Annotated in this window: 1 protein-coding gene; it reads right to left on the bottom strand. The window is 57.9% G+C overall.

Annotation, left to right across the window (positions count from 1 at the left end; all coding sequences use genetic code 11):
- Positions 1-40: 40 nt before the first annotated feature.
- A complete protein-coding gene (locus F0311_RS09365; RefSeq protein ID WP_150461688.1) occupies positions 41-1,285 on the bottom strand; it encodes an IS256 family transposase in 1,245 nt (414 codons plus the stop codon).
- Between the last annotated feature and the right edge of the window lie 103 nt (positions 1,286-1,388).

Below are 1,388 nucleotides of genomic sequence, written 5' to 3'. Positions count from 1 at the left end.
GGGAGTGTCTGATTAACGGTGTATCTGGTCTGGCGCTTTTTTAGTTGAGGCGTCCTTCGAAGGTGATGGCGAAGGCGTTTAGGGCTGGCTTCCAGCGGGTGGCCCAGCGTGCTCGGCCCTTCCCGGTAGGGTCCAGGGCCCTGGTAGCAAGATACAGGCATTTCAGCGCGGCCGCCTCGTTGGGGAAATGCCCTCGGGCCTTGACCGCTCTCCGGTAGCGGGCGTTCATCGATTCGATCGCATTAGTCGAGCAGATCACCCGGCGAATTTCGGCGTCATAATCGAGGAAGGGTACGAACTCGTCCCAGGCGTTGGTCCAGAGCTTGCTGATGGCCGGGTACTGCTTACCCCAGGTGGCATCGAATTCAGCGAAGCGTTCCTTCGCCACCGCCTCGGACGGTGCGGTGTAGACCGGTTTAAGATCTTTGCTGATCTTCTCCCAGTACTTCTTTGAAGCGAATCGGAAGGTGTTGCGGATCAGGTGGATGATGCAGGTCTGGACCGTGGCATATTCCCAGGCGGTGGTGATCGCCTCAGGCAGCCCCTTGAGCCCGTCGCAGACCGCGATGCACACATCCTCGATGCCACGGTTCTTCAGCTCAGTGAACACACTGAGCCAGAACTTCGCTCCCTCACTACCATCGCCGGCCCAGAGTCCCAGGATGTCGCGTTCTCCATCGACGGTGACTCCAATGACCACATAAATCGGCTTATTCGTGACCTGCCCGTCACGGACCTTGACCACCAAAGCGTCAATGAAGATCACTGGATAAATCTTGTCCAGCGGTCGGTGCATCCAGTCAGTCATCTCCTCGACGACTTTCTCGGTGATCCGGCTGATGGTGTCCTTAGAAACCTTGGCCCCGTAGACCTCATCGAAGTGGGCGGCAATCTCCCCGGTGGTCAGTCCCCGGGCAGTCAGCGACAACACGATCTCATCCACACCCGTTAGCCTGCGCTGGCGTTTACGCACGATCTGTGGATCAAAGGAGGCATCCCGATCCCTGGGCACTTCGATCTGGACTGGGCCGATCTCCGTCAGCACGGTCTTGGTACGGGTGCCGTTGCGCGAGTTCGCCCCGTTACGCCCGGCAGCTTCGTGTTTGTCGTAACCCAGATGATCTGTCATCTCGGCATCCAGAGCTGTTTCCAGCACCGTCTTCGTTAGGTCGTTGAGCAGCCCGTCGGGGCCGACCAGATCGATATTCTGCTCTTTGGCTTGGGCCAGCAGCTGCTCAGCCAGCCGTTTTTGATCGATGATCTCTCCTGTCACAGGATCGATCATCTCCTGCGGCAACTGCTCAGCTATGGATTCGGTGGTGGTGTCTTCAGACATGATTCCCTTTCGGATCATGCCAAACCATTTCCACCGTTAATCAGACAGTCCC

This window comes from Nesterenkonia ebinurensis, assembly GCF_008711175.1.
GTDB lineage: Bacteria > Actinomycetota > Actinomycetes > Actinomycetales > Micrococcaceae > Nesterenkonia > Nesterenkonia ebinurensis.
This window is presented reverse-complemented; position numbering and strand designations above follow the sequence as displayed.

Excerpts from the sequence above, each read along its gene's own strand:
- F0311_RS09365 (WP_150461688.1), bottom strand. The coding sequence starts at position 1,285 with ATGATCGATCCTGTGACAGGAGAGATCATCGATCAAAAACGGCTGGCT.